26 protein-coding genes are annotated in these 23,638 nt (G+C 70.7%); 9 read left to right on the forward strand and 17 right to left on the reverse strand.

Going from position 1 to position 23,638, the window contains the following annotated elements:
* Positions 1 to 1,224: an NADH:flavin oxidoreductase/NADH oxidase family protein gene (locus HUW46_RS28155; protein ID WP_215541804.1), complete on the forward strand. Its 1,224-nt coding sequence runs from the start codon at positions 1 to 3 to the stop codon at positions 1,222 to 1,224.
* A gap of 181 nt (positions 1,225 to 1,405) precedes the next feature.
* On the forward strand, positions 1,406 to 1,849 hold the full coding sequence (locus HUW46_RS28160) for a hypothetical protein (protein WP_215541805.1): 444 nt from the start codon (positions 1,406 to 1,408) through the stop codon (positions 1,847 to 1,849).
* Between the two features lie 73 nt (positions 1,850 to 1,922).
* Here HUW46_RS28160 and HUW46_RS28165 read toward each other — a convergent pair whose 3' ends face one another.
* Complete coding sequence (locus HUW46_RS28165; protein ID WP_215541806.1) at positions 1,923 to 3,434, reverse strand: ATP-dependent DNA ligase; 1,512 nt, start codon at positions 3,432 to 3,434, stop codon at positions 1,923 to 1,925.
* 155 nt (positions 3,435 to 3,589) lie between these two features.
* Entirely contained in the window at positions 3,590 to 4,870 is a 1,281-nt protein-coding gene (locus HUW46_RS28170; protein ID WP_254124974.1) for a DMT family transporter, read from the reverse strand.
* Positions 4,871 to 4,943: 73 nt separating this feature from the next.
* On the opposite strand from HUW46_RS28170, the gene HUW46_RS28175 reads away from it, so the two are divergent.
* Positions 4,944 to 5,516, forward strand: a complete 573-nt coding sequence (locus tag HUW46_RS28175) for a TetR/AcrR family transcriptional regulator (RefSeq protein WP_215541807.1) — start codon at positions 4,944 to 4,946, stop codon at positions 5,514 to 5,516.
* 196 nt (positions 5,517 to 5,712) lie between these two features.
* Here HUW46_RS28175 and HUW46_RS28180 read toward each other — a convergent pair whose 3' ends face one another.
* Positions 5,713 to 6,405, reverse strand: a complete 693-nt coding sequence (locus HUW46_RS28180) for an HAD family hydrolase (protein ID WP_215541808.1) — start codon at positions 6,403 to 6,405, stop codon at positions 5,713 to 5,715.
* Positions 6,406 to 6,522: 117 nt separating this feature from the next.
* Positions 6,523 to 7,701, reverse strand: a complete 1,179-nt coding sequence (locus HUW46_RS28185; protein WP_215541809.1) for an FAD-dependent monooxygenase — start codon at positions 7,699 to 7,701, stop codon at positions 6,523 to 6,525.
* Positions 7,702 to 7,777: 76 nt separating this feature from the next.
* On the opposite strand from HUW46_RS28185, the gene HUW46_RS28190 reads away from it, so the two are divergent.
* Complete coding sequence (locus HUW46_RS28190; protein WP_215541810.1) at positions 7,778 to 8,461, forward strand: TetR/AcrR family transcriptional regulator; 684 nt, start codon at positions 7,778 to 7,780, stop codon at positions 8,459 to 8,461.
* Here HUW46_RS28190 and HUW46_RS28195 read toward each other — a convergent pair.
* Positions 8,458 to 9,333 (reverse strand): helix-turn-helix domain-containing protein, encoded by an 876-nt coding sequence (locus HUW46_RS28195; RefSeq protein WP_215541811.1) that lies wholly within the window; start codon positions 9,331 to 9,333, stop codon positions 8,458 to 8,460. The two genes, HUW46_RS28190 and HUW46_RS28195, sit on opposite strands and share 4 nt — an antisense overlap.
* 131 nt (positions 9,334 to 9,464) lie before the next feature.
* Between HUW46_RS28195 and HUW46_RS28200 the strand changes: the two genes are divergently transcribed.
* The 3 genes from HUW46_RS28200 to HUW46_RS28210 are packed head-to-tail and all read left to right on the forward strand — an operon-like array spanning position 9,465 to position 11,627.
* The gene (locus HUW46_RS28200; RefSeq protein ID WP_215541812.1) at positions 9,465 to 10,490 is read left to right on the forward strand and encodes an aldo/keto reductase; all 1,026 of its coding nucleotides are present in this window, start codon (positions 9,465 to 9,467) and stop codon (positions 10,488 to 10,490) included.
* A 49-nt stretch (positions 10,491 to 10,539) separates the two neighbouring features.
* Positions 10,540 to 11,019 carry a YqeB family protein gene (locus tag HUW46_RS28205; RefSeq protein ID WP_215541813.1) on the forward strand — a complete coding sequence of 160 codons (480 nt, stop codon included), beginning with the start codon at positions 10,540 to 10,542 and terminating at the stop codon, positions 11,017 to 11,019.
* On the forward strand, positions 11,016 to 11,627 hold the full coding sequence (locus HUW46_RS28210; RefSeq protein WP_215541814.1) for a TetR/AcrR family transcriptional regulator: 612 nt from the start codon (positions 11,016 to 11,018) through the stop codon (positions 11,625 to 11,627). Before HUW46_RS28205 ends, HUW46_RS28210 begins: the two co-directional genes overlap by 4 nt.
* On the opposite strand, the gene HUW46_RS28215 is transcribed toward HUW46_RS28210, so the two are convergent.
* The 4 genes from HUW46_RS28215 to HUW46_RS28230 all read right to left on the reverse strand — a co-directional run bounded on the left by HUW46_RS28215 (position 11,575) and on the right by HUW46_RS28230 (position 14,677).
* The gene (locus HUW46_RS28215; protein ID WP_215541815.1) at positions 11,575 to 12,126 is read right to left on the reverse strand and encodes a type II toxin-antitoxin system RelE family toxin; all 552 of its coding nucleotides are present in this window, start codon (positions 12,124 to 12,126) and stop codon (positions 11,575 to 11,577) included. The two genes, HUW46_RS28210 and HUW46_RS28215, sit on opposite strands and share 53 nt — an antisense overlap.
* A 3-nt stretch (positions 12,127 to 12,129) precedes the next feature.
* Positions 12,130 to 12,438, reverse strand: a complete 309-nt coding sequence (locus HUW46_RS28220) for a type II toxin-antitoxin system Phd/YefM family antitoxin (RefSeq protein WP_215541816.1) — start codon at positions 12,436 to 12,438, stop codon at positions 12,130 to 12,132.
* A 40-nt stretch (positions 12,439 to 12,478) separates the two neighbouring features.
* On the reverse strand, positions 12,479 to 13,210 hold the full coding sequence (locus HUW46_RS28225; protein WP_215541817.1) for an SDR family oxidoreductase: 732 nt from the start codon (positions 13,208 to 13,210) through the stop codon (positions 12,479 to 12,481).
* 69 nt (positions 13,211 to 13,279) lie between these two features.
* A complete protein-coding gene (locus HUW46_RS28230) occupies positions 13,280 to 14,677 on the reverse strand; it encodes a class II fumarate hydratase (RefSeq protein ID WP_215541818.1) in 1,398 nt (465 codons plus the stop codon).
* A 144-nt stretch (positions 14,678 to 14,821) separates the two neighbouring features.
* Between HUW46_RS28230 and HUW46_RS28235 the strand changes: the two genes are divergently transcribed.
* Positions 14,822 to 15,802 carry an NAD(P)/FAD-dependent oxidoreductase gene (locus HUW46_RS28235; RefSeq protein WP_215541819.1) on the forward strand — a complete coding sequence of 327 codons (981 nt, stop codon included), beginning with the start codon at positions 14,822 to 14,824 and terminating at the stop codon, positions 15,800 to 15,802.
* On the opposite strand, the gene HUW46_RS28240 is transcribed toward HUW46_RS28235, so the two are convergent.
* The 6 genes from HUW46_RS28240 to HUW46_RS28265 form a co-directional block, all read right to left on the reverse strand.
* Positions 15,803 to 16,558: a S1 family peptidase gene (locus HUW46_RS28240; protein ID WP_215541820.1), complete on the reverse strand. Its 756-nt coding sequence runs from the start codon at positions 16,556 to 16,558 to the stop codon at positions 15,803 to 15,805. It lies immediately after the preceding gene.
* A 17-nt stretch (positions 16,559 to 16,575) separates the two neighbouring features.
* On the reverse strand, positions 16,576 to 17,634 hold the full coding sequence (gene glpX, locus HUW46_RS28245; RefSeq protein ID WP_215541821.1) for a class II fructose-bisphosphatase: 1,059 nt from the start codon (positions 17,632 to 17,634) through the stop codon (positions 16,576 to 16,578).
* Between the two features lie 88 nt (positions 17,635 to 17,722).
* Positions 17,723 to 17,959, reverse strand: a complete 237-nt coding sequence (locus HUW46_RS28250) for an exodeoxyribonuclease VII small subunit (protein WP_215541822.1) — start codon at positions 17,957 to 17,959, stop codon at positions 17,723 to 17,725.
* Positions 17,960 to 17,985: 26 nt separating this feature from the next.
* Positions 17,986 to 18,432, reverse strand: a complete 447-nt coding sequence (locus HUW46_RS28255) for a hypothetical protein (RefSeq protein ID WP_254124976.1) — start codon at positions 18,430 to 18,432, stop codon at positions 17,986 to 17,988.
* Between the two features lie 2 nt (positions 18,433 to 18,434).
* Positions 18,435 to 19,685 carry an exodeoxyribonuclease VII large subunit gene (xseA, locus tag HUW46_RS28260; RefSeq protein ID WP_215541823.1) on the reverse strand — a complete coding sequence of 417 codons (1,251 nt, stop codon included), beginning with the start codon at positions 19,683 to 19,685 and terminating at the stop codon, positions 18,435 to 18,437.
* Positions 19,682 to 20,296, reverse strand: coding sequence for a lipid droplet-associated protein (locus HUW46_RS28265; RefSeq protein WP_215541824.1), 615 nt, complete (start codon positions 20,294 to 20,296; stop codon positions 19,682 to 19,684). Before HUW46_RS28265 ends, xseA begins: the two co-directional genes overlap by 4 nt.
* A 105-nt stretch (positions 20,297 to 20,401) precedes the next feature.
* Here HUW46_RS28265 and HUW46_RS28270 point away from each other — a divergent pair, with 105 nt between their 5' ends.
* Entirely contained in the window at positions 20,402 to 21,388 is a 987-nt protein-coding gene (locus HUW46_RS28270; protein WP_215541825.1) for a 4-hydroxy-3-methylbut-2-enyl diphosphate reductase, read from the forward strand.
* Between the two features lie 81 nt (positions 21,389 to 21,469).
* Here the strand turns inward: HUW46_RS28270 and HUW46_RS28275 are convergent, their stop codons facing one another.
* Both HUW46_RS28275 and rmuC read right to left on the reverse strand, forming a co-directional pair.
* A complete protein-coding gene (locus HUW46_RS28275) occupies positions 21,470 to 22,375 on the reverse strand; it encodes a DUF6542 domain-containing protein (protein WP_215541826.1) in 906 nt (301 codons plus the stop codon).
* 154 nt (positions 22,376 to 22,529) lie between these two features.
* On the reverse strand, positions 22,530 to 23,447 hold the full coding sequence (gene rmuC / locus HUW46_RS28280; protein ID WP_215541827.1) for a DNA recombination protein RmuC: 918 nt from the start codon (positions 23,445 to 23,447) through the stop codon (positions 22,530 to 22,532).
* Positions 23,448 to 23,638: the final 191 nt, after the last annotated feature.

A 23,638-nucleotide genomic window follows, 5' to 3' on the forward strand; every position in this document is an offset into this window, starting at 1 on the left:
ATGTCGCACGAACCGCTCACCGAGCCGCTGACCCTGCGCTGCGGCGCGACCATCCCGCACCGGATCGCCAAGTCGGCGATGAGCGAACAGCTCGGCGACCGGCGCAACGGCCCGACGCGCGAGCTGGCCGAGCTCTACCGCACCTGGGCCACCGGCGGCGCGGGCGTGCTGGTCACCGGCAACGTGATGGTTGACCCGAAGGCGCTGGGCGAGCCGCGCAACGTGGCGCTGCCCGCGACGCCGTCCGCTGCCGACTACCGCGGCTGGGCCGACTCGGTCCGCGGCACCGACGCGCGGTTGTGGGTGCAGCTCAACCACCCCGGCCGCCAGAGCCCGAGGTTCCTGTCGCGGCGTCCGGTCGCGCCGAGCGCGGTGCCGTTCGCCGACCGCGGCGTGCGATCCGCGTTCGCCACGCCCCGCGCGCTGACCTCGGACGAGGTCGAGGCCATCATCGAGCGGTTCGTGCTGGCCGCGAAGACCTTTGTGGACGCCGGTTTCGCGGGGATCCAGCTGCATGGCGCGCACGGGTACCTGATCTCGCAGTTCCTGTCCCCGTTGACGAACCTGCGCACTGACGAATGGGGTGGCGACGCGGTCAAGCGCCGCCGGTTCCTGCTCGAACTCGTCCGCCGGACCCGCGCCGCCATCGGGGATCGCGTGCCGTTGTCGGTGAAGCTGAACAGCGCGGACTTCCAGCGCGGCGGTTTCGGCGAGGACGAGTCACTGGAGGTCGTGCAGGAACTCGACGCCGCGGGCCTCGACCTGCTGGAAATCTCCGGCGGCACCTACGAAAAGGCCGCCATGATGGGGGCCGGGAAGCAGAGCACCGTGCGGCGCGAGGCCTACTTCCTCGACTACGCCGCGAAAGCGCGCAAGGTGAGCGAGTTCGCGCTCATGGTGACCGGCGGGTTCGCGACCGCGGAGGGCATGACCGAAGCGCTGAAGTCGGGCGCGCTCGACGTCGTCGGGCTCGGGCGGCCGATGACGGTCGCGCCGGACCTCGCGGGCAGCCTGCTCGCGGGCGACGACGTGCGCGCGGAGCGGTTGTGCCCGAAGACCGGCATCCGGCTCGCGGACAGCCTGCTGGAGATCCAGTGGCACACTCAGCAGCTCCACCGGGTGGCCGCCGGGAAACCGGTCGACCGGCGCCGCGGCGCGCTGCGGTCGCTCGTGCACGCCGGGCTGAACGATCCGCTCAACGCTTTCCGGCGAGTCCGCGGGTAACTCGTTCGAGTGTCCTTTTTGGCCTTTGTGGCCACGGGCCAATTCGCTGACCTGCGAAGCCAACGCTCAATGGCCGAAGTGGACAGTCGGCGCCTTCCCAGCGGGGAACACCGCTTCCTACGGTCGAATGGCCGGGTACCGACCCGGTGTGGTGATTCGACCGACGAAGGGGTGACGGGCCATGGGTGACACGACACGGCGGAAGTGGCTGGCAAGGGGAATCGCGACGGCATCGGTGACCGCGGCGCTCGCGGGCGCGACCGTGGTCGCCGCTCCGGCGGCGGGGGCGAATTCGCAGGGCTGCACGCAGAGCGAGATCGACGGCGGCGCCGCGCTGCTGTGCACCGCGGTGTACGGGAACAGCCACGGCGTGTACGTGGACAAGGTGTCGATTTCGGCGGATCTCAAGGAGCACACCTGCAACGGGGTCTTCGAAGCCTGGGGTGAGCTGCCGAACGGCAAGATGTGGCGCGACCGAGGCCAGGCGAAGTGCGGTCTCGGCCGGGTGTGGGTCGACTTCGCGCCGAAGCGGGAGTTCAAGAACAACGTGAAGCTGTGCGGCGCGCTCGTGCGGGTGAACGGGAAGGTGCGGCCGGAGCACGCCTGCGTGAAGATCTTCAAGTGATGGGGGTGGGCCGGGAGCCGCGGTGGGGTGTGCCGCGGCTCCCGACCCTTCTTCGCGGTATCCGGGCGAGGGGTCAGGTGCGTACGGTGGCGCGTACGGCGTCGATGGTGTCCGCGTCGCCCGCTTCCTTGTCCGGCCGGTACCGCACGACGCGGGCGAAGCGCAGCGCGAGGCCGCCGGGGTAGCGGGTGCTGGTCTGCGCGCCGTCGAGTTCGATCTCCACGACCAGTTCGGGGCGGACGTGGACGGTGTGGGAGTCGCGGCGGGTTTCCAGTTCCTGCAGGCGTTCGGTCTGCCAGGTGAGCAGTTCGTCGGTCATGCCCTTGAACGTCTTGCCGACCATGATCGGCGGGCCGCCGTCCGGGTCGCGCGCGCCGAGGTGCAGGTTGGACAGGAACCCGGTGCGCCTGCCGTGGCCCCATTCCGCGGCGAGGACCACCAGGTCGAGCGTGTGCACCGGCTTCACCTTCAGCCACGCGCGCCCGCGCCTGCCCGCCGCGTACGGCGCGTCCAGGCCCTTCACCATCACGCCCTCGTGCCCGGACGCCATCGCCTTCGCCAGTATCGCCTCGGGCTCCGCCGGTTCGATCTCGCCGGGGATCACGTGTTCGCCGGCCACTCCGCGCAGTGCGGCGTTCCGTTCGCGCAGCGGCGCGTCCAGCAGGTCCTCGCCGTCGAGGTGCAGGCAGTCGAAGAAGTACGGCCGCAGCAGCAGCGCGCGCACCTGCTCCTCGCGCGTGCTGCCGAAACGGCTCATCGTCTCCTGGAACGGCCGGGGCCGCCCGTCGTCGGTGAGCGCGAGCGTTTCCCCGTCGAGCACCACCGAGCGGCACGGCATTGCGCGCACCAGCTCGACCAGCTCGGCGACGTGCTCGGTGATCTCGCGCAGCGTCCTGGTGTAGACGTGCACCTCCTCGCCGTCGCGGTGGACCTGGATCCGCGCACCGTCCATTTTGTACTCGACGAGTCGGGAAGCGTTCTCCGCCAACGCTTCTTCGAGTGACTCGGCCGGGGTCGCCAGCATCGGCCGCACCGGGCGCCCCAGTTCGAGCCGGAATTCGCCCAGCGCGGGCTCGCCACCGGTCAGCGCGGCGGCCGCGGTGACGCCGAGCCCGCCGGACAGCATGAACGCCCGCCGCACGGCCTCGGCGGGTACCTCGGCCGCCGCGGCGATGCCGTCGAGCATGACCCCTTCCAGCGCGCCCTGCCGCAGCTCACCGGTGATCAGCCGGAACAGGAAGTGCTGCTCGCGCTCCGTGGCCCTGCCGAACAGTTCGGTGAGCGTCGCGGTGCGCTGCTTCGCCGAGCCGCTGCCCGCCGCGCTCGCCAGCTCGTCGAGGCTGCTGTCCACATCGGTCACCGTCAGCGAGGGCGCGGTCGCGGGATCGACCCCGAGCTCGGCGAGCGTCCGCCAGCCCGCGTTCAGCCTCGCCTGCGTGGTCCGTCCGCTGAGGAACGCCACGGTGGCACCGAGTTCGTCCTGGTCGGCGGCGCGCAGCACGGCGGACAGGGTGGCGACCTTCGCCTTGCGCGACCGGGTGGCGGCCAGCTCGGCGGAGGCGGTGACGACGTCGGCGAACAACATGCCCCCATCATGACTCGCCCTACCGACAGAATCCGGCTTCCCCCGAAAGGTGGTACCGAACTGGTGCCCGGATTGGCACATTTCCGGTGCGCGATGGAACTGACGGGCACATGCTGAGCGGTATCGGCCGGACCGTCCTTCGTGGACGGTCCGGCTCACTCGCCTCCGCCTTCTTCGCGGCGGCCGCGCTCGTCGTGGTGCCGTTCGGGGTCACCGGATGCTCCACATGTGACACGCTGGCGATCTCGCTCGACCCGGTCAAGGTGAGCGATCCGCACGCGCCGCTGACCCTGGCGGCGAAGGTGTCCAAAGGGGACGCTCCGCTGGTCGGCGGCGAGGTCACGTTCTTCGTGTCGGCCAGCGGGCCCGGCGCACCGGAGGGCAGGGTGATCGGGTCCGCCGTCACCGATGCGAGCGGGGTCGCGAAGCTCGAGCGCGACACCGGTGTCTCCGGGCTGGTGACCTCGGGTGCGCGGGTGACCGGCGTCTACGCCAAGCCGCCTGCCGAGTCGGGCGGCCAGGAGTACTGCGAGACCAAGGCGCCCGCGGCCGTGCTGTGCGTCCGCGGGGGCGCGGAAGGGCCGTGCCGACCGGAGTGACGCCCCGGAGTGCACGAGCGCGACCGCGCCCGCGCAGACCGCGAGCCCGAGCAGGCTCAGCACCGTCGGGCGCTCGCTGAAGAGCAGGTAGCCGGCGAGCATCGTGGTCGGCGGGGTGAGGTAGAGCAGGCTCGACGTCTTCGTCACCGAGCCGCGCGCGATGCTGAGCCAGTAGAAGCCGTAGCCGCCGAAGGTGGACAGCACGACCACCCAGGCGACGGCGAACCAGAACGAGCCGTCGAGCGGTGGCGCTGCCGTTCCGGTGGCGAAGGCGATCCCGCTGAACAGGACCGCGCTCGTGGCGCACTGCACGACGAGCGCGTCGCCGAGCGGGACTTCGGTCTTCACCCGCCGTTCGAGCAGGGTGGCCGCGACGAGCCCGAGCATGCCCAGCACGGGAAGCGCGAACGCGGCGGCGGGCGCGTCACCGCCGGTGAGGTCGCCGCCGACCACGAGTGCGACGCCACCGAGCCCGATCGCGAGCCCGAGCCACTGCGCGCGGGTGGTGCGCTCGCCGAGGACGATCCCGCCGAGCGCGGCGGCGGCGATGGGTTGCAGCGCGGCGATCAGCGCGGCGGTGCCGGTCGGGACGCCGAACTCGATCGCCAGCGTGACGCCGAGCAGGTACACGCCCTGGGACAGCACGCCGATGCCCGCGTGCACCGCGACGTCCCTCCCGCTGAGCCTGCGTTTCTTCAGCACGAACCAGGTGAGCACCAGGAGCGCGGCCACCAGGAACCGCCACATCAGCAGCGTGAGCACGCCCCCGGAGCGGGCGCCGAGCGCCGCGCCGACGAAACCGGAGCTCCACATGAGCACGAATCCCGCGGGGACCACCGCGCGCTCCTCTCCCTGAGGTATACCGACCTGTTTACTAGCTGTACTAAACAGATCGGTATACAGTCAAGGGATGAGTGGGGACACCGCGCTGACCCCGGCGGCCGAGAAGGTGCTCGAAGTCGCCGGGAAGCTGTTCTACGCCAACGGGATCCACGCCGTCGGCGTCGACACGATCGCCGCCGAGGCAGGGGTGACGAAGAAGACGCTGTACGACCGGTTCGGTTCGAAGGACGCGCTCGTCGCGCGCTACCTCAGCCGCCGGGACGAGCGCTGGCGCGATCACGTGCGGGCGACGGTGGAGCGATCGCGCGTGGCCGCGCCCCGGCGGCCGTTGCTCGTCTTCGACGCGCTGGAGACCTGGATGGCCACGATGAACCCGCGCGGGTGCGCGTTCGTCAACGCGCACGCCGAACTGCCCGACGCCAGTCATCCCGGGCGCGCGGTGATCGCGGGCCAGAAGCGCTGGCTGCTGGCCTACCTGCGGGACCTGATCGCCGAGGCCGGGCTGCGGAACCCCGCGAAACTGGCGCGCTCGCTGCTGATCCTGCTCGAAGGCGCCACGGTCACCGGTTCGCTCGACGTGGTGCCGGACGCGGTGCGCGCCGCGAAGTCGATCGCGAAGGACCTCCTTGACGCGGCTTGATCGTCCTTTATGGACTTACTGGCCCGGCTCCGAATTGTCGGTGGTGCGGGGTAGTGTTGAAATCAGGGGCTCCCCTGGGCGTACGAACGGTCCGTTCGTACGGTTTTCCGCACTGCAGCGCTGGAACTGTCGGTGCGCCGCGGTAACGTTGAAATCGGGGGTCCCCCTAGGCGTACGAACGGTCCATTCGTGCGGATCAGCGGGTCAGCGCCGCCAGGTTCGGTATCCAGCAGGCGTTTTCGCCGTCGAACTCCGTACCCGTTACCAGGCCCGTGGTGACCCCGACGAACCCCATCCCGGCCCCGCGCGCGGCCAGTAGGTCCATCAGCGCGTCGCCGACGTAGATCGTCGCCCGCTCGTCGATGTCCAGCGGGGCCAGCAGTTCCATGCCGTGTTCGAACACGGCGGGATCGGGTTTGTGCGCGCTCGTGGCGTCCGCGCCGTGCACGAACAGCAGGCGCCGCACCGGGAACCCGTTCGCCTCCAGTTCGGACAGCGCGGGCCCGGTGTTCGCGGAGGTGACGACTCCGATCCGGTAACCCCGGTCCAGCAGCGCGGCCACCGTGGCGACCGCGCCGGGCAGCGCGGTCTTGCGGTAGTCGGCGTCGAGCGCGTGGTTCGCCGCCCGCATCTCGGCGAGCGGCGCCGAGCCGCGGTAGAGCAGCGTGATCATCTCGTCGAACGGCTTGCCCCAGTGCAGGCGCAGCTCGTCGTCGGTCAGTTCGATGTCGTAGAACTGGGCCGCGACCGCCTTGTGGTGCGCCCATTTCACCTCGCGCGTGGCGAGCAGCGTGTCGTCCAGATCGAACACGACCGCGCGGCAGCCCTCCACCAGTTCCCGCACGCGAGTGCTGTGATCCGGCGCCGTGGAATCGAACGAGGTAGTCATGACAGCCACGGTAACGCGCACCCGCCGCGAAGATCGACCGGCCGGAACTGTCGGTGCCGCACGGTAACGTTGAAAACAGGGGCTCCCCTGGGCGTACGAACGGTCCGTTCGTACGGTTCAGAAGGTGTACTCGGGCAGCGCGTCCTTAGTGGCCAGCGTGTGAGTGCCCGAGATCATCATTCGCTGCACCAGCCGGTTCGCCAGCAACGCGTTGCGCACGCGCAGCCCGGTCGCGGTGCCCGGCGCGAGGAACCGGCCGGGGCCCGCGCCCGGCCGCCCCCGCGTGGCGTATCCCCGCATCCGGCGCTCGTAGGAAGCCAGCGCGGTCGCGTGGTCCCCGCCCGCCGCGGCGAGTTCCCCCGCCAGCACGTAGCCCCCGACGATCCCCGCGCCGACGCTCATGCCGCCGAGCGTGACACCCCACGCGGCGTCGCCGAGCAGAGCGAACCGGCCGGTCGTCCACCGCGGCGCGACGACGCGGCCGATCGCGTCGAAGTACAGCTCGTCGGCATCCCGCAGACCGTCGAGCAGGTGCCGCGTGTGCCAGCCCATGCCGTCGAGCGCGTCGGCGATCAGCGCCTTCTGCCGGTCGACGTCGTGCCAGCCGTAGTCGAGGCGGGGCGAGGCGAACACCGCGAACGCGCCCGCCCGGCCCGGATCCCGGAGATCGGCGCTCGCGCTGATCATCCGCCCCGGGTCGTTGTACTGCCGGGCAATGCCGTCGAAGCCGAGCGCGTTCGGCAGCTCCCACCCCGCCACGTAGTACCCGAGGTGCCGCACGAACTCCGCTTCCGGCCCGAACACCAGGCGCCGCACGCCCGAATGCAACCCGTCCGCGCCGACGACCAGGTCGAAAACACGCGAAGGGGACCGGGTGAAGTCGACGCGCACGCCGTCAGGCCCCTCCGCCACGGCCGCGATCGCGTCCCCGAACACATACTCGGCGCGCGGCGCGCTGTGCTCGTACAGCACTCGCGACAGATCGCGCCGGTGCACTTCGAGATCGCCGCCCGCGAACGAGGCGGGCAGCTCGAAGAGCTCCCGGTCGTGCTCGTCGACCCACCGCATGGTGCCGCCGTGCGTCTGCACCGCGCGCAGATCGTCGAGCACCCCCATTTTCGCGAGCACGCCCAGATGCGTCGGGCCGCGGAAGTCGACGGCGAAACCGCTGTTCCGCAGCGCGGGCGCGATCTCGACGACGGTGACCTCGGCGCCGTGCCGGGAAAGCCAGTACGCCACCGCGGGCCCGGCGACCCCGGCCCCGGAAACGAGCACGCGAAAGCCCTCAAGGCTCATGATCCACCCCAATAACTGTGTCTGCTAGATACAGTTTACTATAGACACAGTTCGGCGACGACGGCAAGGAGCGGATATGACGGATCTCGTGACACTGCTCTGGGACTCCGCGTCAGGGCCGAAGCGCGGGCCGAGGCCGACGCTGACGCTCGACGCGATCGCCGGTGCCGGAATCGAGATCGCCGACGCGGACGGGCTCGCCGCGGTGACCATGCAGCGCGTCGCGGACGCGCTCGGTGTCACGAAAATGGCGCTGTACCGGTACGTGCCGGGCAAGGACGAACTGGTCGCGCTGATGGTCGACAAGGGGATCGGCGCGCCGCCGGGCAACGACGCCGAGGGCTGGCGCGCTCGCCTCACGGAATGGGCCCTGCGCCTGTTCGACCGGTTCCACCGCCACCCGTGGGCGCTCGGGGTCACGGTCGGCGCGCGCGTGCTCGGTCCCAACGAGCTGGACTGGATGGAACAGGCCGTCGCCGCGCTCGACGGCACGCGGCTCGGCGGCGGCGAGAAGCTCGACGTCGCGGCGACGCTGGCCGGTCACGTCCGCGGTATCGCGCAGCAGGCCGCCGCGATCCCCGGCAACCCGGAAGCGGCCATGGCGACGGGAATCGGCGCGCTGTTGCGGGACAGGCAGGAGCGGTTCCCCGCGTTGACGGCGGCTTTCGCTTCAGCCGCCGAGGAAGGGACGGGAGACAACGCACTGGAGTTCGGGCTCGCCCGCATCCTCGACGGCGTCGAAATGCTTGCGGGCGGCTAGCTTTCCGCCGCGATGCTGTTTCGCGAAGGCGCGTCCGCCGGGTGTTCGGCGACCCAGCTCGCGAGCAGGTTGAGCGCGCGCTCCGACTCCGAACCCCGCGGCGCGGTGTAGATGACCAGCGCCTGCGTCGGATCGTCCGGCAGCCGCAGCGTTTCGTAGTGCAGGCTCAGTTCGCCGACGATCGGGTTGATCATCCGCTTCACGCCGTGCGCCTTCTCCTTGACGAAATGGCGCGCCCACAGCTTGCGGAAGGTCTCGCTGCGCATCGACAGCTCGCCGATCAGCTGCGCGAGCTGCGGGTCGTCCGGGGTGCGCCCGGCGTCGGCGCGCAGGTTCGCGACGATCTCCTTCGTCACCGCGTCGAAATCGGGGTGTGTCTGCCTGCCGAGTTCGGTCAGGAAGAACAGCCGCGGGATGTTGCGTTCGCGCGGGGAAAGGTTCGCGAAGTCGAAGGTCAGCGCGCCGCACAACCGGTTCCACGCCAGCACGTCCAGGCAGCGGCCCGCGACGAACGCCGGAACGGCGAGGGAATCGAGCATCGCCGCCAGCTCCGGGCGCACCCGCTGCGGTTTGACCGCGGGCGCGGAGCGTTTGCGCGGGGTGGCGAGGTTGCGCAGGTAGGTGTCCTCGTCGGTGCTCAGCCCGAGCGCGCGCGACAGCGCGTCGAGCACCGCGCTCGACACGTTCCGGGCGCGGCCCTGTTCGAGGCGCGTGTAGTAGTCGACGCTGATCCCCGCCAGCTGCGCCAGCTCTTCGCGTCGCAGGCCCGCGACCCGTCGCTGGTTCAAGCCCGTCGGCAGGCCGAGGTCGCCCGGGTCGAGCGCCGCGCGCCGCGACTTGAGGAACGCGCCGAGTTCTGCCTGGTCACCCATGCCGACCAGTATCCACGCCCGGCACGGCGGCTACCTGGTACTGGCAGACCCAGGTTGTGGCGAGCCTGGTCCGCCCCGCGCACCACGCGCAGGGTTGCTGCCAGGCACACCGAGAGACGAGGACACAGCGAATGCAACGGCGAATTCTGGGCGGCACCGGCATTTCGGTCAGCGATCACGCGTTCGGCGCGATGATGCTGGGCAAGTGGGGCAACCCCGACCACGACGACGCGATCCGGATCCTGCACCGCGCGCTCGACGGCGGCATCAACTTCATCGACACCGCGGACATGTACTCCGACGGCGAGTCCGAGGTGATCGTCGGGAAGGCGATCAAGGGCCGCCGCGACGACGTGGTGCTGGCCACCAAGGGCTTCTTCCGGATGGGCACCGACCCGAACACCGGCGGCAATTCGCGCCGCTGGCTGACCAAGGCGCTCGAGGACAGCCTGCGCAGGCTCGGCACCGACCACGTCGACCTGTACCAGATCCACCGGCCCGATCCGGCGACCGATATCGAGGAAACCCTGTCCGCGCTCACGGATTTCGTCCGCGCGGGCAAGGTGCGCGCGATCGGCGGCTCCGGCTATCTCGCCGAGCAGATCGTCGAGGCGCAGTGGGCGTCGGAAAAGCGCGGTTTCGAGCGCTTCCGCACCCACCAGCCGCCGTACTCGATCTTCAACCGGTCCATCGAGACCTCGATCCTGCCCACCGCGCGGCGCTACGGCATGGGCGTGCTGACCTGGAGCCCGCTCGCCAGCGGCTGGCTGTCCGGCCGGTTCGGCAAACCGTCCGACATCGACCTCACCAGTGGCCGCCGCACGCTGCAGGCGCACAAGTTCGACCCCGCGCTGCCGGAGAACGCGGTGAAGTTCGAAGCGCTCGACGAACTCCGGAAGATCGCCGCCGATCTCGGCCGCCCGATGACGCACCTGGCGACCGCGTTCGTGCGGGCGCATCCGGCGGTCACCTCGGCGATCATCGGGCCGCGCACCCACGAGCAGCTCGAAGACCTGCTCGCCGGCGCCGACCTGGAACTCGGTGACGACGTGCTCGACCGCATCGACGCGATCGTGCCGCCGGGCGAGGACCTCAACCGGAAGGAAGCCGACTACACGCCGCCTTCGCTGGCCGACAAGGCGCAGCGCCGCCGCTGACCGGACCCCGAGTTTGATAAACCGAGCGGGCGGTTTAATAATAACCGGCATGGAGACCATCATCGACGAGCCGACCTGGCTCCGCCGCGGCTCGTGGTTCGGGTGCCCGCTGATCGGCGTCGCACTCGGCGCCGGGATCTACGGCGTCGCCACCTGGGCGGTGACGGTCACCTGGTTCCCGATGCAGAAGCCGTTCCAGGCGCTCCTCGAGATCCCGAAACCGTGGGGGCTGGCCGGGCTGCTCGTCCTCGGCCTGATCGCGGGCTGGCTGTTCGCCGCGGTCTGGGCCGAGCAGCGGCTGATCGTCACCGTCGCGCCGGGCAGCGTCCGGCTCCAGCGGGGGAAGAAGAAGCGTCGGATCGAGGCCCAGCTGACCGCGGTGTTCAAGGACGACAAGGAGCTCGTCCTCCTCGGCGCCGAGGGCAAGGAACTGGTCCGTGAGAAGACCGACCTGTCGGAAACCGTGCTGGAGAAGGGTTTCACCGGGCACGGCTTCCCCTGGCACGACGAACCGCCCGCGGAACGATGAGGAAGGTCGACCCGGCCAAGCACGCGGCGAAGCGGCAGGCCATTCTCGACGCGGCCGCGGGGTGTTTCGCCGTGAAGGGCTTCGAAAAGACGACGACCGCGGACCTCTGCCGGGCCGCCGGGATCTCCTCGGGCAGCCTCTTCCACTACTTCCCGACAAAGCGGGCGGTGTTCTCCGCGATCTTCGCCGAAGACGGCGAACGGACGGCGGGCTACCTCGGCGAGGCGCTAGACGCCGAGGACCCGCTGGCGGCGCTGTTCGCGGCCGTCGACCACCTCACGGCCGAGATGACCGAACCGGTCGTGGTCCAGCTCGTGCTCGAAGTCGCCGCGCAGGCCGCGCGCGACGACGAGTTCGCGGCGCTGATCCGGCGCAACGAAGCCGCGACGCGCGACGGCCTGCAAGCACTCGTCCAGCGGACCGCCGACGCGGGCCTGACCGACCCGTCGATCCCGCCGCGCAGCGCCGCGAACTGGATCCTCGCGCTCGTCGACGCCTTGCTCAGCAGGGCGAACATGGACCCGGACCTGGACGTCGCCGCCGAACGGGCCACGCTCAAACTGATCCTGACCCGCTTCCTGCGCCCGGAGCCTGCGGCCGGACGGTGAACGCCGTCCAGAGATCGACTGCCTGCTCGAGATCGAGCGCAGCCACCTTCTCGGGAGGGACGCCCGCGGTGTGGACGAGCCGCTGTGCCAGCCAATCGGGAACCGGTTCGCCCCGGGGTTTCCGCTCGACCGGCGCCACGCCCGCCAACCGGCCGAGCTTGTCGATGACTTCCGCCAGCAGCCGAAGTTCCGGGCTTGCCGTCGCCGCGTTGGCCACCCGAGAGGTCGCTTCGGCATACACCTCGGCGTCCGACCTGGCGCCGACACACCAGATCTCGCAGATCTCCACCACGCCGTCCTCGGCGAGGCGGTACACGACGCGCCAGTGGTTGCGGCCGACGACCAGCTTGCGAAACCCGGTGAGCTTCCCACCGAGGGGATGACCCGCTTCCGGGTCCTCGAGAAGTATCAAGATCTTCTTGAGGACCTTCGGCACCACGTCCGGGCCGAGGCGGCGCAGATCGGCGATCGCCGCGTCGGTGAAAGCGACATCCACCATCGGCTACTCGTCGTCCTCCACCGAGGCGATTGACTCCCTGGTGTGCCCGAAAGCCGCCAACACGTCGTCGAGCGAGGTTCGCCGCCCCGTGTCGGCGACCGAGCGGGCGAGCACCAGCGCGAGGTCCCGAAGGTCCGCGGCCGCCTCCTCCAGCTCGGCAAGCCGATCGACGCTGACGACGGCCGCCACCGGCCGGTGATGGCGGGTGACGACCAGCGCCTCGCCCTGCTCGGCGTCGGCCACCAACCCGGCCACACCTCGTTTGGTCGCCTCCGTGACCGTGAGTTCGTGAGCGTTCGCCAAAGCAGTCATGACCAGAACTGTACAGAAAAATATACAGATTGTCGCCCGGTCAGAAGACGCCGCCGCCCGCCGCGATGTTCTGCCCGGTGACCCACCGCCCGCCGTCACCGGCGAGGAACACCGCGACGTCACCGACATCGCCCGGCGCGCCGATCCGGCCGAACGGCGACTTCTCCGCCGCGACCGCGCGATCCCGGTCGGGCAGGAGATCGGTGTCGGTGAACCCGGGCGACAGCGCGTTGACCGTGATGTTCCGCGGGCCCAGCTCCTGGGAGAGCACCCGCACGAACTGCTCCACCGCGCCCTTGCTGCCCAGGTACAACGAGGTCTCGGTGAAGAACATCTTCGTGCCCCCGGTGGAGGTCACGATGATGCGGCCACCGTCGCGCACCCGCTTCGCCGCCTGCTGGAGCGTGAAGAACACGCCTTTCGCGTTCGTGCCGAAGATGCGGTCGTAGTCCTCTTCGGTGCAGTCGGCGAGCGGTTTCACCAGCGCGTCCGCGGCATTGGCCACCACGATATCCAGCGGGCCGAAGGCGCCTTCGGCCTCGTCGAACAGCCGGGTGATTTCCGGCAGCACGGACAGATCCGCTCGCACGGCCGTGGCCTGCCCGCCCGCGCCGACGATCGCGTCCACGGTTTCGGCTGCCCGCTCCTCGTTGGCCACGTAGCCGACCGTCACGGCCGCGCCCTGTGCTGCCAGCCCGATCGCGATCGCCCTGCCGATGCCACGCGAAGCACCGGTGACGAGGGCGTGCTTTCCCTTGAGTTGCTCGCTCACGCGAAGTCCTTTCCGGAATTCCCCACAGTGAGCGCAATTCAAGCGGTGCTGGGCAGCACGCGCAACGGACTACTTTCCGCCGCGCGCCATGCGCAGCACGTCGAGCGCCTCGTCGAGCTGGGCCTCGGTGAGCTTGCCGTTCGCGACGTGCCCGCGCTCGATCACCACCTCGCGGATCGTCTTCAGCTCCTTCAGCGCCTGCTTCGCGACGGCCGCGGCTTCTTCGTACCCGATGTATTTGTTCAACGGCGTCACGATCGACGGCGAGCCCTCGGCGTATTCGCGCGCACGGTCCACATTGGCCGTGACGCCCTCGAAAACCTTGTCCGCCAACAACTTCGAGACGGCGGCGAGCAGGCGCGCCGATTCGAGCACGTTGCGCGCGATCACCGGCAGGTTCACGTTGAGCTGGAAGTTGCCCTGCGCGCCGGCGAACGCGACCGCGGCGTCGTTGCCGATCACCTGCGCCACCACCTGGAGGGTGGCCTCGGGGATCACCGGGTTCACCTTGCCCGGCATGATCGACGAGCCGGGCTGCAGATCCGGCAGCGCCAGCTCGCCGAGACCGGTGCGCGGCCCGGAACCCAGCCAGCGCAGGTCGTTCGCGATCTTGTTGAGCGAAACCGCGACCGCGCGCAGGTTCCCGGACGTTTCGACGACGCTGTCCTGCGTCGCCTGCGCTTCGAAGTGGTTGCGGGCCTCGGTCAGCGGCAGGTTCGTCACCTTCGCCAGCTCCTCGGACACCGCGGCGCCGAACCCGTCCGGCGCGTTCAGCCCCGAGCCCACCGCGGTGCCGCCGATCGGCAGCTCGCCGAGCCTCGGCAGCCCCGCGCGGAGGCGTTCGATGCCGAACCGCACCTGCGCCGCCCACGCCCCCGCTTCCTGCCCGAGCGTCACCGGCACCGCGTCCATCAGGTGCGTGCGGCCCGACTTCACCACGTCGGCCCAGTCCGCGGCACGCGCTTCGATCGCGGTCGCGAGGTGGTCCAGCGCGGGGATCACGTCGGTCAGCACGGCCTCGGTCGCCGCGACGTGGATCGTGGTCGGGAAGGTGTCGTTCGACGACTGCGACGCGTTGACGTGGTCGTTCGGGTGCACGTCGTGCCCGAGCGCGCGCGTGGCGAGGGTGGCGATCACCTCGTTGGCGTTCATGTTCGACGAGGTGCCGGACCCGGTCTGGAACACGTCGATCGGGAAGTGCGCGTCGTGGGCGCCTTCGGCGACCTCGTCGGCCGCGGCGGCGATCGCGCCGGCGACCTCGGCGTCGAGCACGCCGAGCCGCGCGTTGACCCTGGCCGCGGCCGCCTTCAGCAGGCCGAGCGCGCGGATCTGCGCGCGTTCCAGGCCACGGCCGGAAATCGGGAAGTTCTCGACCGCGCGCTGCGTCTGTGCGCGGTACAGCGCGCCGGCGGGGACGTGGACCTCGCCCATCGTGTCGTGTTCGATCCGGTATTCCTGTTCAGCCATGACGCCAGTCTGTCCCAGCACGGCGCGGTTCGCGCCGTGGCGTCGCCCACGTCGAGGCTGGGGTCGCCGGGTCTGGGGTCGCCGGGTCTAGGATCGATTGTGTTCCCGATCACGCCACCCACCACTGGCGGAAGGACGGTGAGCATGAGCTCGCCCGAGGTTGACGTACTCATTGTCGGTGCCGGGCCAACGGGCCTGTTCGCCGCCTACTACGCGGGATTCCGCGGCCTTTCCACGGCCGTCGTCGACTCGCTGCCGGAACCCGGCGGCCAGGTCACCGCGATGTACCCGGAGAAGATGATCTACGACGTCGGCGGGTTCGCCGCCGTGCGCGGCAGGGACCTGGTGAAGGGGCTCGTCGAGCAGGCGGCCCAGTGGAACCCGGAGTACCTGCTGGGGCGCAAGGCCGAGGGCCTCGCCACCAACGGCGACGGCCTCGACGTCACGCTCGACGGCGGCGAGGTGATCCACGCGGGCGCCGTGCTGATCACCGCGGGCATCGGCGAGTTCACCCCGCGCCCGCTGCCCGCCGGCGACGGCTGGCTCGGCAGGGGCATGGTCCACTTCGTGCCCGCGCTCGACGTGCACGCCGGGCAGCACGTCGTCGTGGTCGGTGGCGGCGACTCGGCGTTCGACTGGGCGCTCGCGCTGCACCCGGTCGCGGCGAGCGTGACGCTCGTGCACCGCAGGGCCAAGTTCCGCGCCGCGCAGTCGATCGTGCGCGAGGTGACCGAGCTGGGCACCCGGATCATCACCGACGCCGAGGTGGTCGAACTGCGTGACGGCGGCGACGGCAAGCTCGCCGAAATCGTCGTCGACGTGAAGGGCTCAGGGCTGGAAACCCTTCCCGCGCAAGCGGTCGTGGCCGCGCTCGGGTTCACCGCCGACCTCGGCCCGATCGAGAACTGGGGCCTGGAGATCGACCACCGCGCGATCGGCGTCGACTCGACGATGGCGACCGCGCGCGACCGCGTCTACGCCGCCGGGGACGTCGCCGCGTACCCGGGAAAGGTGAAGCTGATCGCGACCGGTTTCGGCGAAGCGGCGACCGCGGTCAACAACATCGCGGTCGCCCTCAACCCCGAAGCGCACCTCTTCCCGGGCCACTCCAGCAATGTCGAGTAGCTAACCGGCCTTCATGGTGTCGGTGAGCCAGCCCGAATACGCGACCGCGGAGGTGTAGATCGACGGCGACTTGGCGCAGGTGTTCCCGTCGTCGCCGGGACGGCTGGTGACACCGAGCACCTGCCAGCGGTCGCCGGCGCGCACGAGTTCGGGGCCGCCGGAGTCGCCGTAGCACGAGCCCGCGGTGCCGCCGGGGTTGTCGGTGCACAGTTCGTGCGCCTGGTCGAAGTCCGCCACGCACCGCGACGGCGCGACGATCGAGGTGTCGAGTTGCTGAAGGACCACGGGATCCTCGCCGCACGCCTGGTTCGCGCACGTCTGGCCCCAGCCGAGCAGCCGCGTCTTCGTGCCGACCGCGGCGGCGGTGCCGACCGGGATCGGGGCCGCAGCCGCGGGCGCGGCGAGCTTGACCAGCGCGATGTCCCCGCCCGCCTTGTTGCTCTCGTAGTCCGGGTTCGCCACGATCTTCGCCGCCGTCACGATCTCGCCGCCCTGGGTGTGGTCGTTGCTGCCCGCGCGCAGCGTCAGCGCCGAAGGGTTCTTGTCCTTGACGCAGTGCGCCGCGGTCACCACCCAGTCCGGCGCGATCAGCGAGCCGCCGCAGAACGGTCTGCCGGTGTTGTTCTGCAGCGACACGATGAACGGGTACGGCTGGTCGGCGGCGGCACCGCCGACGATCGCGGGTGCGGCCACAGCGGGTGAAGCCGCGCCCGCGAGCAGTGCGGCGAAGAGCACCGCGACCATCCGGGCACGCATTTCCGGTCCTTCCTGCTTTACGGCAGTGGTGGCACCACGTCGTCGTCGAGGTTCTCGTCGAGCTTGCCGTCGAAGTCGACCGACGCGTACGCGCGAAGTTTCTCGAGCCGGTGGTAGCCGTCGATAAGCCTGACAGTGCCGGACTTGGACCGCATCACGATCGACTGCGTGGTGGCGCCGCCGGCGCGGTAGTGCACGCCGCGCAGCAGGTCGCCGTCGGTCACGCCGGTGGCGCAGAAGAACGCGTTGTCCCCGCGCACCAGGTCGTCGTTGGTGAGCACCTGGTCGAGGTCGTGCCCGGCGTCGATCGCCTTCCGCCGCTCGGCGTCGTCCTTCGGCCACAGCCGTCCCTGCAGCTCACCGCCGAGGCACTTCATCGCGCACGCCGCGATGATGCCCTCCGGCGTGCCGCCGATCCCGAGCAGCATGTCCACGCCGGTGGTCGGGCGGGCCGCCGCGATCGCGCCCGCGACGTCACCGTCGGAGATGAACCGGATCCGCGCGCCAGCCTCGCGGATCTCCTTGACGATCTGCTCGTGCCGCGGCCGGTCCAGTACGCACACCGTGACGTCGGAGACGCCGCTGTGCTTCGCCTTCGCCACGCGGCGGATGTTCTCCGCGATCGGCGCGGACAGGTCGACCAGCCCGGCCGCCTCCGGTCCCACCGCGAGCTTTTCCATGTAGAACACCGCGGACGGGTCGAACATCGCGCCGCGCTCGGCGACCGCGAGCACCGCCAGCGCGTTCGGCATGCCCTTCGCCATCAGCGTCGTGCCGTCGACCGGGTCCACCGCGACATCGCAGGCGGGGCCGTCGCCGTTGCCGACCTCTTCGCCGTTGTAGAGCATCGGCGCTTCGTCCTTCTCGCCCTCGCCGATCACCACCACGCCGTTCATCGACACCGTCGACACCAGCTGGCGCATCGCGTCGACCGCGGCACCGTCCCCGCCGATCTTGTCGCCCTTGCCGACCCACCGGCCCGCGGCCATCGCGGCCGCCTCGGTGACCCGGACGAGTTCCATCGCGAGGTTGCGGTCAGGGGCTTCCTTGCGGCGGGGCGCGCTGGTGGACGGCATGGTGCCTCCTGGAGTCAACTTGGCTCGGCGGGGCACAATCCTCTCAGATCCCCACCCCCCGCCGCGCTACCGGCGGTCATGGTGAGCGTCACTGTTCGTCGTCTTCGGCGCCCTCTTCAACGGACGCCAGCGCCGCTTCGATGCGTTCACGGGCGCCTTCGAGATGCCGTTCGCACACCTTCGCCAGGTGCTCGCCCTTTTCCCACAGCGCAAGCGACTGTTCGAGCGACAGGCCGCCCGCTTCGAGTTCTCGGACCACTTCGACGAGCTGGTCGCGAGCCTGCTCGTAGCCGAGTTCGGCGGTTTCGGTACTCGGTTCGCTCACGCTGCGCGGCTCCAGGTCGGTTCGGGTCAGGTGCGCCGCCGGTGCCGTCCGCCCGTGCCCGTCTTCGGCCGAGCGGGTTTCGCGGGCTCGGTGCCCGGCGACCCAGCGCACACTACCGCGCTCGCCATCGCGTGGTCGTACCCGACGAACGCCCTGGCGAACTCGCTCCCGTCGCCCTCTTCGATCGCGTCCTCGACCTCGGCCTGCGCGCGGGCGACCCGGAGCCGGTGACTCGCGCCCTCGGCGAACCACCACCGCGAGCCGACGTGCCGCGAGGTCGCTTCGGACAGCCGTCGAAGGCGGGAATCCAGGCCCCAGCGGCCGGCGCCTTCGCACCCGGCGAGCAGCGCGGCCCAGCAGTCGGCGGCGGCCGACTCGGTCTCCTGGGCCATCCTGAGCACTTCCCTCGCGCGCACTCCGGCGGCGGCCTGCGTGGTGAGCGGGAGGAAAGCGGCCGTGCTGGTGGCTCGCATCGCTACCGCCCTTCACCCTCTTCGATACCGCTGATCGTCGCCGTGACCGCGCCGTCCACGACGCGGACGCGCAGCGATGTGCCGTCCTCGATTTCAGAGACCGATCGGAGCACCTTGAGGTTGCCTTCGGCGTCGGAAAATTGCACGACAGCGTAGCCGCGGGAGAGCGTCGCGGCAGGTCCGAGCGCGGTGAGCCGGGCCCTCGCCGAGGTCAGCGCCGACTGTTCACTCGATAGTGTGGACAAGATCGCGCGCCTGCCGTGCTCGCGATGGCGCTCGACGTCGTCGTGGCGCCGCTCGATCGGGGCGAACGGGTCCGCCAGCACCGGGCGGCTGCGGATCTGGTCGAGCAGCCTGCGCTGGGTGTCCACCCAGCCGTGCAGCGCGCGCCGCCCGCGGTCGCGCATCTGCCGCACGCGCTGGCTCTCCTCCGCGACGTCGGGCACGATGCGCTTGCCCGCGTCGGTCGGCGTCGAGCACCGCAGGTCCGCGACGTGGTCGAGCAGCGGGGTGTCCGGCTCGTGCCCGATCGCGCTCACCACCGGGGTGCCCGCGGCGGCGACCGCGCGGCACAGCGCCTCGTCGGAGAACGGCAGCAGGTCCTCGACACTGCCGCCGCCGCGCGCGATCACGATCACCTCCACCGCCGGGTCCCGGTCCAAAGTGGACAGAGCGCGCAGGATCTGCGGCACCGCCTGCACGCCCTGCACGGCGGTGTTGAGCACCTGGAACCGCGCGGACGGCCAGCGCGCGTGCGCGTTCACGAGCACGTCGCGTTCCGCGGCGGACGCCCTGCCGGTGATCAGTCCGATTCCCTTGGGCAGGAACGGAAGTTTGCGCTTGCGTTCGCGCGCGAACAGGCCCTCGGCGCCGAGCAGCTTGCGCAGCCGCTCGATCCGCGCGAGCAGCTCGCCGATGCCGACCGCCCGGATTTCGGTGGCGCGCAAGCTGATCGTGCCGCGGCCGAGGAAGAACGTCGGCTTCGCCTGCACCACGATGCTCGCGCCGTCGCGCAGCGGCGGCTCCACCGAGCGGAGGAGGCCGGTGGGACAGGTGACCGTCATCGAGACGTCGGCGGAGGGGTCGCGCAGCGTCAGGAACGCCGTCGACGTGCCGGGGCGCGCCGAGATCTGGGTGACCTGGCCCTCCACCCACACCGTGCCGAGCCGGTGCACCCAGTCCGCGATCTTGCGGGCCACCGTGCGCACCGGCCACGCGTTGTCCGGGCTCGAGCCGTCTTTCGGCGCCGTCACCGGTCTTCGTCTTCGGCGGCGTCTGTGGCGTTTTCGGGGCCTTCGCGTTGCACGTTGCCGAGACGGCGGGCGAGCATGCCGATGAACGACGGGCGGTTCTCGTGGTCGCGCTCGTAGGCGAGCAGTTCTTCGAGCTGTTCCGCGGACAGCCGCCGGAGGCGGGCCCGGAGCTGGGGCAGCGTCAGGTCGTCGTACTGCGCGATCCCGGCCGGACCGTCGCCCTGCGCCTCGGCGAGCGCCTGCTCTTCGGCCGCCCACGGGTCACCGGCGCCGGGGTGGCTGCCGTTCACGGTCTGCGCGCGAACGACGGGCACTTCCGGCACTTCGGGTTCTTCCGGTTCTTCGGTGACCGGACTCACCGGCGGCTCGATGTCCTCGTCGAAGGTCGCCCAGCTCGGGGTGTCCTCGACGGGGCGCAACGACGACAGCGCGTCGTCACCCTTGATGGCCAGCTCGGTGACGTGCTGCTGGACCCGCATCGAGAACTGCAGCACCTGGCTCGCGACGGTCACCGGGAACCCGGCGACCTGCTTCGGGAGCTCGCGCACCCGCTCTGCCGTCGTGACGGCGAGCCCGGCGGCTACGCGAAGGGGGAGCGGGAGAGGCTTCATGATGACTAGCGTGCCGTACCGGCGCCATCCTGCCCAACCGGATGGGCGATTCGGCGCAGGGCGCGTGACCCGCCGCACATGGACGGTGGCCGTACCCTGGGGGGCATGAGTGCAGCGAGTCCCGGAACCGAACCCGCAGCCACCTCCGAACCCCGCAAGCGCGTGCTGCTCGCGAAGCCGCGCGGCTACTGCGCCGGCGTCGACAGGGCGGTGGTCGCGGTCGAGAAGGCGCTCGAGCTCTACGGCCCGCCGGTGTACGTGCGCAAGGAAATCGTGCACAACCGCCACGTGGTGGACACCCTGCGCGAGCGCGGTGTCATCTTCGTCGACGAGACCTCCGAGGTGCCCGAAGGCGCGCTCGTGGTGTTCTCCGCGCACGGCGTCTCGCCCGCGGTGCACGCCGAGGCCGCCGAGCGGAACCTGCGCACGATCGACGCGACCTGCCCGCTGGTGACCAAGGTGCACAAGGAAGTCAACCGGTTCGCCAAGGACGACTACGACATCCTGCTCATCGGCCACGAAGGCCACGAGGAGGTCGAAGGCACCGCCGGTGAGGCTCCGGAGCACGTGCAGCTCGTGGACACCGCGGCCGATGTCGACAAAGCGACCGTGCGCGATCCGTCCAAGGTTATCTGGCTTTCGCAGACCACGCTCAGCGTCGACGAGACCATGGAGCGCGTCGACCAGCTGCGCGAGCGCTTCCCCGACCTCGCGGACCCGCCGAGCGACGACATCTGCTACGCCACGTCGAACCGGCAGGTGGCGGTCAAGGCGATGGCGCCCGAATGCGATCTCGTGCTCGTCGTCGGCTCGAAGAACTCGTCCAACTCGAAGCGGCTCGTCGAGGTCGCCCTGCAGGCGGGCGCGCGCGACTCGCACCTGATCGACTTCGCCCGCGAGGTCGACGAAACCTGGCTCGACGGCGTCACCACGGTCGGCGTCACCAGCGGCGCCTCGGTGCCGGACGTGCTCGTGATGGAGCTGATCGACTGGCTCGCTGAGCGCGGCTACGGCGACGTCGACGAGGTCACCACCGCGAACGAGAAGATCGCCTTCGCGCTGCCGCGGGAACTGCGCACCAAGAGCAGCTGACCCACCCCACCGCCGAGCCGCCAGGATTCTCGGCGGCTCGGCGGCTCACGACGTTTAGCCCGCTAACTGCAGCGTGGGCCGTCAGCCCTCGTCGTCCCAGGGGCGGTTCGCGCGCGGTGGGCGCCGCGGGCCGCGACGGGGGGCGTCGGGGTTGGGATTGCCGCCGCGCTGCGGTGGCGGTGGCTTCCGGGCGCGGGGGTTGCCGCTCGCAGGATTGCGCCTGCGGTCGGCGTCTTCGGGGCGGGGAGCCCGCGGTCGCTGGCCGCGTCCTGGCGGCGGGGTCTTGCGCGCGTCCGGGTCGCGCCTGCGGTCGGCGTCCTCCGGCCGGGGGCGGCGGCGAGGCGGCGCGCCCTCCGGCGGCATCGGCCTGCGCTGCGGCCCGGTGGTGCGGCCGTCGGCGGGACGGGCACCCCGGGCGGGCGGCGCTCCGGCGCCGCCACGAGGGCCTTTCGCGCCTTCGGCGCGCTCCCGTTCACGGGCGCGCTCCATCGCGCGCTCCTTCGCCTTGACCGCCTCGGGGTCGCGTTCGCGGTAGATCCGCCAGATCCCGATCCCGAGCGTGAGGACCGTGGTGATCGCCATCATCGGGAAGCCGTTGATCAGCGGCTGCCCGACCTGGAGGACCTTCGCCAGGCCGTCGCTCTGCCCGCTGTTCGGGGCCCCGACGACCAGCAGGATCACTCCGGGCACGCTCAGCGCGAGCACCAGGGGCGGCTGCACCATCGGCCCGAACAGCCCGCGTCGCTGCACCGCCGCGACGCCACCGACCGACCCGAGGACGTAGAGCGTGTAGAAGAGCGGGCCGGGGTCCGTCTTGCCGAAGAACTTGAGGTCGATCACGGCGCCGACGACGGCCAGGCCGAACGCCAGCAGTACCGCACCCCACCAGGGCAGACCTCTTCTGGCGCCGAGGACGGGACGCTCGTCCCAAGGTACCGGGGCACCGTCGGCGTCTGGATCGCTCCGGCGATCGCGAATGGCGGTCACAAGAGAACACCGTATCCCGTTCGAGACGCATTGCGGCTACCACTGCCGTGAAGTTGCGAAACACAACACTCGGCCAGGTGGTCTCAACCTTTTCGGCTGGACGCCGGACCGCGCCGGGGACCCGGGCAAATCGGGTGGGTATGAAGTTGTCCGCTCAACCGGCGGCCAGCTCGTCCCCCCTTCTGACTTCGGGTACCGGGGCGGGGCTCGCGGCGGCTTCGGTGAGCGGGGCCACCGCGGCCCGGAAGCTTTCGAGCGCGTCCAGCTCGCGGCGGCGCGCCGAAACGAACCGCTGCAGGTGCGTGCTGGAGAGGTTGAGCGCGTCGACGGCGTTGCCCGCCGCGCGGTGCGCGGACGCGGCACCGGCGCGGACCCGTTCGACGTCCTCGATCACCGCTCGGTCGCTCGCCGCGAACATCGCGGCGGAGGCGACGATGGCGAACCCGGTGGGCCCGCACAGGAACACCCGCCGGTCGATCATCCAGCGCAGCAGCTCGGGATCGGTGTCGAGCGCGGCGACCACCGCGGCGTCGGACGGGACGAACATGATCGTGCCGTAGATCGCGTCCGCCCAGCGCTGGTATCCCTTGCCCGCCAGCTCGGCCGCGCGTGAGCGGAGGTTGCGCACGTGCACGCGCAGCGCGTCCATCCGCTCGTCGGTGTCGTTCGTCTCCACCGCCTCCGCCCAGCACGCCATGCTCGCCTTCGCGTCGACCGGGACCGTCCGGTCGCCGGCGACCCTGAGCACCATGTCCGGTTTCGCGGCGCCGCCGCCCGCGAGATCGGTCTGCAGCGTGAAGTGCAGCCCCTCGCGCAGCCCGAGCGCGCGCGCGGTTTCCACGAGCACCTGCTCGCCCAGTTCGCCGCGGCCGCTGATGGACGCGAACGCGACCTCGTAGCGGCGCAGCGCGGCCTGCTGCTGGTCCACCCGCGACCGCTCGACATCGACCTGGCGCGCCGCCGCGTCGGCCCTGCGGAGACTGTCGTTGTACAGCCGCCACAACAGGAACACCCCGACCGCGAGCGCCAGCGCGACGACCACCGTCGCCGTGCCGAACACCGCCGAACCCACTGGAAACACCCCTTCTCAGCCGACCTCGTCGCATTCTGGCGCAGGGGTACGACAGAAACCCGCGGACGCGCCGCCCGGCTGGTTTTTCCTTTGGTGGCGCCGAGAACCGGTCGCGACGCCGAACCAGGGAAGACACCGGTCCCGAACACTCGTTCGAGTGACTGTAGCCGGGGGTGTGCGCAGAGTTGTCG

Source organism: Amycolatopsis sp. CA-230715, assembly GCF_018736145.1.
In the GTDB taxonomy this organism is placed as follows: domain Bacteria; phylum Actinomycetota; class Actinomycetes; order Mycobacteriales; family Pseudonocardiaceae; genus Amycolatopsis.